Here is an 8,401-nt window from a genome sequence, read left to right as displayed (position 1 = left end):
GCGAGCTGCGCGCGATGGGCATCCGCACGGTGATGATCACCGGCGACAACCCGCTGACCGCCGCCGCGATCGCCGCGGAGGCCGGGGTCGACGACTTCCTCGCCCAGGCGACGCCGGAGGACAAGCTCGAGCTGATCCGCAAGGAGCAGGCCGGCGGCAAGCTGGTCGCGATGTGCGGTGACGGCACCAACGACGCGCCGGCGCTGGCGCAGGCCGACGTGGGCGTGGCGATGAACACCGGGACGCAAGCCGCGCGCGAAGCGGGGAACATGGTCGATCTGGACAGCGACCCGACCAAGCTGATCGAGGTGGTCGGTCTCGGCAAGCAGCTCCTGATGACGCGCGGGTCGCTCACCACCTTCTCCGTGGCGAACGACGTGGCCAAGTATTTCGCGATCATCCCCGCCATGTTCGCAGCGCTTTATCCGACGCTCGCCATCCTGAACGTCATGGGACTCGCCAGTCCGCAGAGCGCGATCCTGTCGGCGATCATCTTCAACGCGCTGATCATCCCGCTGCTCGTCCCGCTCGCGCTCAAGGGCGTCGCGTACAAGCCGATGGGGGCGGGCGCGCTGCTTCGCCGCAACCTCACCGTCTACGGGCTGGGCGGGCTTGTGGCGCCGTTCATCGGCATTAAACTGATCGACCTGGCCGTCAGCGGCCTGGGTCTCGCCTGAAGGATATCCGGCATGGGCAACGACTTCACGAGCGGGCTGCGTCCGGCGCTGGTGCTCACCCTCCTGTTCGCCGTCCTGCTCGGGATCGGTTATCCGCTGGCCATGACCGGCTTGGCGCAGGCGATCTTCCCGTCGCAGGCGAACGGCAGCCTGGTCCGCGACGGCGCCGACGGTACCGGGCGCGTGATCGGCTCGACCGTGCTCGGCCAGGCGTTCACGAGCGAGCGCTATTTCCAGACCCGGCCGTCGGGGGCGGGCAAGGGTTACGACGCGCTCGCTTCCGCGGGATCCAACCTCGGGCCGATCGACAAGCGGCTCGTCGACCGGGTCAAGACCGACCTGGCGACCCGCCGCGCCGACGGCGTGACCGGCCCCGTCCCGGGCGACCTCGTCACCATGTCCGGATCGGGCCTCGATCCCGACCTGTCGCCGGCGGCCGCACTGGCGCAGGCTTCGCGCGTGGCGCGGGTCCGGGGGCTGCCCGCGACGGCCGTTCGCGATCTCGTGGCGCGGCACACGCGCGGTCCGACGCTCGGCTTCATGGGCGAGGCGCATGTCAACGTGCTGGCGCTCAACCGCGACCTCGACCGGCTCGGCGGCGTCACGGCGGCCCGTTGACGCCCAACCGCGACCGGCCTTCGCCCGAAGCCTTCCTGCGCCAGGCGGCGCAGGAAGGCCGGGGCAAGCTGAAGATATTCCTCGGCGCCGCGCCGGGCGTCGGCAAGACGTTCGAAATGCTGTCGGAAGGAGCCGCGCGCACCAAGGCCGGCTTCGACGTCGTGGTCGGGGTCGTCGAGACCCATGGCCGGCGCGAGACGGAGGCGCTCACCGCCGGGCTCGACATCCTGCCCCGGCGCCAGGTCGAATATCAGGGCCGGACGTTGCGCGAGATGGACCTGGACGCGCTGCTCGAGCGCAGGCCCGCGCTCGCGCTGGTCGACGAGCTCGCGCACACCAACGCGCCCGGATCGCGCCACCCCAAGCGTTGGCAGGATGTCGAGGAGCTGATCGCGGCCGGGATCGACGTCTATTCGACCGTGAACATCCAGCATGTCGAAAGCCTCAACGACGTGGTCGCCTCCTTCACCCGCGTCCGGGTGCGCGAGACGGTGCCCGACAGCGTCTTCGAGTCGGCCGAGATCGAGGTCGTCGACATCCCGCCCGACGAGCTGATCGAGCGGCTCAAGGAGGGAAAGGTCTACGTTCCCGAGGAGGCGACGCGCGCGCTCGGTAGCTTCTTTGCCAAATCCAACCTGTCCGCGCTCCGCGAGCTGGCGCTGCGCCGCGCGGCGCAGGCGGTCGATGCGCAGATGCTGGAGCATCTGCGGGCGGGCGGGGTCGACGGCACCTGGGCGGGCTCCGAACGGATCGTGGTCGCGGTCAGCGAACTGCCCGGCGCCGCCGGTCTCGTGCGTGCGACCAAGCGCATCGCGGACGCGCAGCACGCTCCCTGGACCGCCGTCCATATCGAAACGCCGCGGAGCCGCAGCTTCGGCCCCGACGAGCACCGCCGCCTCGCCGACGTGCTGGCGCTGGCGACCCAGCTCGGCGCGCAGGTGGCGAGCGTTCCGGCGACGTCGGCGGTCGAGGGACTGAAGCAGTTCACGATCGACGCGCGCGCCACGCAGCTCGTCGTCGGCAAGTCCGCCCGTTCGCGCTGGTTCGAGCTGCGCCACGGTTCCGTCGTCGACCGGCTGGTTCGCGAAACGCCGGGCGTCGCGGTCCATGTGCTTCCGTTCGACGAAGCGACCCCCACCGGGACCACCGCGCGGCGAGGAACCGGCGTACGCCGGAATCAGGAGGCCTGGAGCGGTTACGCCTGGACCGCGCTCATGGTCGCCGGGATGACCGCGGGTGCCAGCGCGCTGTTCCGGGTGATCGACCTCGGCAACGTCGCGCTGCTGTTCCTGTTGCCCGTGATGGTGGCGGCCAGCCTGTTCGGACTCAGGACCGGCCTGTTCGCCGGCGTTACTTCCAGCCTGGCCTACAACTTCTTCTTCATCCCGCCGACCGGTACGCTCACGATCCGGGATCCGGAGAACGTCGTCTCCTTTTTCGTGCTGCTCGGCATCGCGGTCGCGACCAGTCAGCTCGCCTCGCGCGTGCGCGTCCAGGCCGATCTTGCGGCCGCGAGCGCGCGCGCGAACGCCACGCTGGCGGGGTTCCTGCGCCAGCTTACCGCGCTCGGCGACCGCGACGAGATCGCGAAGACGGTCGCCGGCGAGATCGCGCGCTTGTTCGACCTGCGCGCGGTCGTGATCGAGCATGACGGATCCAGGCTGACGACGCTTGCGGCGAGCCAGCCCGGCGATCGCCTGGAGGTGATGGAATGGGCGGCCGCGCAGTGGGCGTTCGACACCGGCAAGCCCGCAGGCCGCGGATCGGGGACGCTCGCCGCCTCCGAATGGTATTTCCAGCCGCTCACTTCCGGCGAGCGAACGCTCGCGGTGCTCGGCCTGACGCGCGACGACGGCGGGGGTCCGGTACGGTCCGATCAATGGCCGCTCCTGATGAGCCTGGTCGACCAGGCGTCGCTGGCGCTGGAACGGATGCGGCTCCAGGACGACATGCGCGACGTCGATCGCCTCCGCGAGCGCGATCGCCTGCGAACCGCGTTGTTGTCGTCGGTCAGTCATGATCTCCGCACGCCGCTGACCTCGGTCATGGTGGCCGCCGCCGAGCTTCGGCGCGGCTGCACGCCCGAGCTGATCGACACGATCGAGGGGGAGGCGGCGCGGCTGAACCGCTTTGTGGCCAACCTGCTGGACATGGCGCGCGTCGAAGCCGGGGCGCTCCGCCTGGCGATCGAGCCGGTCGACCTGACGGACGCCGTCGCCGGCGCCGTCCACGACACGCGCCGGTCGCTGGAGGGCCATTCGATCCGGCTGGAGGTCTCTCCCGACCTGCCCCTGGTCCGTGTCGATCCGCAGCTTTTCCATCACTGCCTGCTCAACCTCCTCGACAACGCCGGGCGTTACGGCGCGCCCGGCACCCCCGTCACCATCCGCGGCGACCGTCGCCCGGGCGCGCTGGAATTATCGGTGCTGGACGAGGGACCCGGGATCCCGCCCGGGCGAGAGGGCGAAGTGTTCGAGACGTTCAGGCGGTTGGAGGGATCGGACCGCGCGGTGGGCGGCACGGGGCTGGGGCTCGCGATCGTCAAGGGGTTCGCGGAGGCGATGGGGCTCGCCGTCGCCGCCTCGAACCGGATCGATCGCGACGGCGCGTGCTTCAGCGTCAAGTTCCCCGAAGAGCTGCTGGTCAAGGACTTGGATCAGGAGCGCGACCTGTGAACGAGCCGTCGGTGCTGATCGTCGATGACGAGGTCTATATCCGTCGGCTGCTCCACGGTACGCTGCAACGCGCCGGCTACAGGACGCTGGAGGCGGGCACCGCGCGCGAGGCGCTGGACATGGCCGCCGCATCGACCCCCGTGGCGATCCTGCTGGATCTGGGGCTGCCCGACCGTGACGGCCTCGAACTCGTCCCGCTGCTCAAGAAGTCGGGCAAGGCGGCGATCATCGTCGTGTCCGCGCGCGAGGCGACCGACGACAAGGTCGCCGCCCTCGACCTCGGCGCGGACGATTACGTCAACAAGCCGTTCGATACCGAGGAGCTGCTCGCCCGTCTTCGCGCGGCGCTGAGGCACAAACTCGACGAACGCGGCTCCGCGCCGGTCGTCCGGGCCGGGGAGGTCGAGATCGACCTCGTCAACCGGCGGATCAGCAAAGCGGGCGAGGCGGTGCACCTCACCCGCAAAGAATATGAGGTGCTCGCGGTGCTGGCGGCGGCGCCGGGCCGGGTGGTCACGCACCAGACGATCCTTCAGGCCGCCTGGCCGTACGAGCACGACCGCCGGGTGGAATATCTCCGGATCGTGATCCGCAACCTCCGCCAGAAGATCGAGCCCTCGCCGGCGGCGCCGTCGATCATCAGGAACGAACTCGGCGTCGGCTACCGCCTGATGGCCGATACCTGATCCGTCAGGTAATCCTGGCTGGAGGAGGTCGGTCGACCAGCGAGGCGGGGCTACGCCGGCGACGCGGAGGCGCGCGGACGGAGCGCACACGACGTGCCAACGCGTCGCCGCCGCCGCCGCCGCCGCCGAGGGCGACCACGAAGCTTCCGGTCGCGGCGGCATCCCCCGGCCGAGTCGAACGCGCGGTCGCAGGTCCTGACCGGCCGCGCGCGCCGGCAAGGTCGTCCCGCGTTGACATCGATCGCGGAGTTGGGCCGGTTCGACCTGTGCATCGCGGTCTTCGCTTCCCGGCGACGGTCCGCTCCGGCCCCGCATTCTCCATTGAGGATTATATCGAGCGTGGTTACGATCCGACGAGCGGGATTGGCGGAAGCGGTGCGGCCGGATGGTTTCGGGACGACCCTGCGGCAGGAGGCAAGTCCGCGTCGCGCAGGTTCGACGACGTTTTCCGAAAGGTGGCCCATGAAATCGCTTTTGCCCATCCTACTGCTCGCGAGCGCCCCGCTCGCCGCCCGCGCCCAAGCGCCCATGGCGGCCGACATCGCCGGCAAGACCGCCGCCGGCGTCAGCTATACGCAGCCGCGCGGCTGGAGCGCGGCGACGAGCGGGTCGTCGACCGTGTTCACCGCGCCCGGCGGCGACCTGCGCATCACGGTGGTCGACATAGGCGTTGCGGCGGATGCGCGGGCCGCGGCGGCGAAGGCCTGGGCCATGTTCGCTCCCCAAGCCCGACGCACGGTTCGCCTGGCCACGCCCGGTGCCGCGCGCGAGGGTTGGGACGAGCGCGTCACCATCGCCTACGAGACCTCGCCCAGCGAAAAGGCGGTCGTCCAGGCGCTGGCGCTGCGCCAGGGCGCGGCCTGGACGGTGATGATCGTCGACGGCGCGGAGTCCGCGTTCGGCAAGCGCCTGGCGGCGGCGTCGCTCATCCAGCAGAGCCTCCGCCCCGCGGGCTACACGCGCGAGAGCTTCGCCGGCAAGGCGGCGCACCGGCTGACGCCCGAGCGGGTGGCGATGCTGCGCGACTTCGCCGCCGAGGCCGCCCGGACATTGGGCGTGCCCGGCGCGGGTATCGCGCTGATCGACCAGGGCAAGGTGGTCTGGGAAGGCGGGGTCGGCGTCAAGCGGCTGGGCAACCCCGAGCCCGTGACCGCGCGCACCAAGTTCATGATCGCGTCCAACACCAAGGGCATGGCGACGCTGCTGCTGTCCAAGCTGGCCGACGAGGGCAAGTTGCGCTGGGACCAGCCGGTGACCGAACTCTACCCGTCATTCCGACTTGGGAACGCGGAGACCACGCGCGCCACGCAGGTCCGCCACCTCGTCTGCGCGTGCACGGGCCTGCCGCGCAAGGACTACGCCTTCGTGCTGTCGGAGCCGGGGGCGCCGGCGACCGACAGCTTCCGCCAGCTCGCGGTGACGCAGCCGACCAGCAGCTTCGGCGAGCTGTTCCAGTACAACAACCTGATGGCGTCGGCCGCCGGCTATCTCGGCGGTGCGCTGGCCTATCCCCGCATGGAGATCGGCGCCGCGTTCGACCGGGCGATGGACGACCGCATCTTCCGGCCGCTCGGCATGCGCGACACGACCTTCAGTTTCGCCGACGGCATGAAAGGCGATTGGGCCCGGCCGCATGGGCGCGACCTGGACGGGCGCACCGTCGAGATCGGCAACGGATTCAACGAGACGATCATCGCGCACCGCCCCGCAGGCGGCGCCTGGTCGAGCACGCACGACATGGCGCGCTACGCCATGCTCGAACTCTCCAAGGGCATGACGCCCGAGGGCCGGCGGCTCGTGTCGGAGGCGAACGTCCTGGAGCGTCGTCGTCGCGGCGTCGTGGTGGGCGAGGACAGCTGGTACGGCATGGGCCTGTTCGAACAGATCCATGCCGGCGTGCCGGTCGTGACGCACGGCGGCACGCTGCTCGGTTACCGCAGCAACTTCTTCGTGCTGCCCGAAGCGGGCATCGGCGCGGTGGTCCTCACCAATTCGGACGAGGGCGCGGCGATGCTGGACCCGTTCCTGCGCCGCCTGCTCGAGGTGGTCTATGACGGGCGACCGGAAGCGGTGGCGGACATCGGGGCGGCCGCGGCGCGGATCAAGGCGCAGGGCGACGCCAAGCGAGCCCGGCTGACGCTCCCCGGCGATCCGGCGGTGCTCGCCGACCTGGCCCGGCGTTACCGCAACGCCGAGGTCGGCCCGCTGACCACGCGCATCGAGGGCGGTCGGATCTGGATGCATGCGGGCGTGATCGACGCGCCGCTCGCCACGCGGCGCAACGCCGACGGCAGCGTGTCGGTCGTCACGGTCGCCCCGGGTGCCATCGGGATGGAGGCGCTGGTGGGACGGGGACCGGAGGGGCGCACGCTCACCATCCGCGACAGCCAGCACGAGTACCGCTACGTGGAGGAGAAGTAGACGGCTGGGCCGGTCACTTCGGTGACTGGCCAGGGGGTGCCCGGCCGGGAACGGCGAAGACCGCGTCCGTCAGGTTCGTCATCAACGGCGCCGTGCCGCCGCCCGTGTTGGTGAGCAACACCACCGTCATGCGCTCCGCCGGAAAGGTCTGGACGTTGGCGTTGAAGCCGTTGATCGAGCCGCCATGCCCCACGCTGCGGCGACCATTGCGCGTCGTGGCGTAGATGCCGAGGCCGAAATCCGACGGCGGCTCGGTCTCGCCCGGCTCCAGCTTGCGCGCGGCGCTCGCGAGGCGACCGTCGGCGACGCGGCCGGGCTCGAGCATCATCCTGACGCTTGCAGGCTTGATCACCCGGCCTCCGAGCAGCGCCTCGTGCCAGCGCGCGAGGTCGACGGCGGTGGCGCGCGCCGCGCCCGCCGCGGCGGCGACGCTAAGCGAGAGGTGACCGGCGTTGCGGAAGCCCGTCGGCGTTCCCGGGGCCTTGTCGTATCCCTCCGCCCGCCCCGGCACGATCTCCGCCATGTCGTCGACCGCGATCGTGGACAGCCCGGCGGGCGCCAGCAGCGCCGTCCGGATATAGTCCGCATAACGTTGGCCCGATGCCTTCTCGATCACGATGCCCAACAGGTAGAAGGCCGAATTGCTGTAGTTCCAGCCCGTGCCCGGGGCGAAATCGTAAAGCGGCGTCGCCCCGGCGATGAGCGTCACCATCTCGTCGGTCGTGAACTCGCGCGGTGCCCGGGACATGAAGCCCGGGACCGAGGTAAAATTGCGAATGCCCGACGTGTGGTCGAGCAGCCGGCGCAAGGTGATTTCGCCGCCGCGCGGAAAGGTCGGCACGTACTTGTCCAACCGGTCGTCGAGCGAGAGCTTGCCCGCCTCGGCGAGCTTGAGCACCGCGGCGGCGGTGAACTCCTTGGTGACGGAGCCGACGCGGAAGACCGTGTCGGCGGCGACGGGTACGCGGTGCTCCAGGTCGGCCATGCCGTAACCCTTCGCGTGCAGCACGCGCCCGTCGCGCAGCACCGCGACCGCGAAACCGGCCGCCGCCTTGTCGGCGAGCGCCTTGGCCGCGACCCCGTCGATCGCCGCGGCGAGGCGCGGGTCGTTCGCCGTCGCGGCGGTCTGCGCGGTCGCGGTCGGGCACGCCGTCGCCAACGCCAGCACGGTGCCCAAGCCCAGCGGGGCCGCGAACTGGTTGCAGCGCATGCGTCCGTCCTCCCGATCTTTTCTCGGCCCCATCACACCGCACGCGCGACGATGACGCAATCCTGATCGTAAACTATTTGCAGATCAGGCCCGTCCGGAACATGATCCACCCGA

General features: G+C 70.6%; 6 protein-coding genes. 5 read left to right on the top strand and 1 reads right to left on the bottom strand.

Annotation, left to right across the window (positions count from 1 at the left end; genetic code table 11):
* The 5 genes from ACFE7F_RS09485 to ACFE7F_RS09465 all read left to right on the top strand — a co-directional run.
* On the top strand, positions 1–677 hold a 677-nt coding region (locus ACFE7F_RS09485), incomplete at its 5' end, for an HAD-IC family P-type ATPase (protein ID WP_375403610.1).
* Between the two features lie 12 nt (positions 678–689).
* Entirely contained in the window at positions 690–1,295 is a 606-nt protein-coding gene (gene kdpC, locus ACFE7F_RS09480) for a potassium-transporting ATPase subunit KdpC (RefSeq protein ID WP_375403609.1), read from the top strand.
* Entirely contained in the window at positions 1,292–3,970 is a 2,679-nt protein-coding gene (locus ACFE7F_RS09475; RefSeq protein WP_375403608.1) for a DUF4118 domain-containing protein, read from the top strand. Before kdpC ends, ACFE7F_RS09475 begins: the two co-directional genes overlap by 4 nt.
* A complete protein-coding gene (locus tag ACFE7F_RS09470; RefSeq protein ID WP_375403607.1) occupies positions 3,967–4,656 on the top strand; it encodes a response regulator in 690 nt (229 codons plus the stop codon). The genes ACFE7F_RS09475 and ACFE7F_RS09470 overlap by 4 nt, the downstream gene beginning before the upstream one ends.
* 462 nt (positions 4,657–5,118) lie before the next feature.
* On the top strand, positions 5,119–7,077 hold the full coding sequence (locus ACFE7F_RS09465) for a serine hydrolase domain-containing protein (protein ID WP_375403606.1): 1,959 nt from the start codon (positions 5,119–5,121) through the stop codon (positions 7,075–7,077).
* A 13-nt stretch (positions 7,078–7,090) separates the two neighbouring features.
* On the opposite strand, the gene ACFE7F_RS09460 is transcribed toward ACFE7F_RS09465, so the two are convergent.
* On the bottom strand, positions 7,091–8,287 hold the full coding sequence (locus tag ACFE7F_RS09460; protein WP_375403605.1) for a serine hydrolase domain-containing protein: 1,197 nt from the start codon (positions 8,285–8,287) through the stop codon (positions 7,091–7,093).
* Positions 8,288–8,401: the final 114 nt, after the last annotated feature.

It is taken from the genome of uncultured Sphingomonas sp., from assembly GCF_964235535.1.
Taxonomy (GTDB): Bacteria; Pseudomonadota; Alphaproteobacteria; order Sphingomonadales; family Sphingomonadaceae; genus Sphingomonas.
The sequence above is the reverse complement of the archived record's forward strand: the minus strand, read 5'-3'. Positions and strand labels throughout refer to the sequence as shown.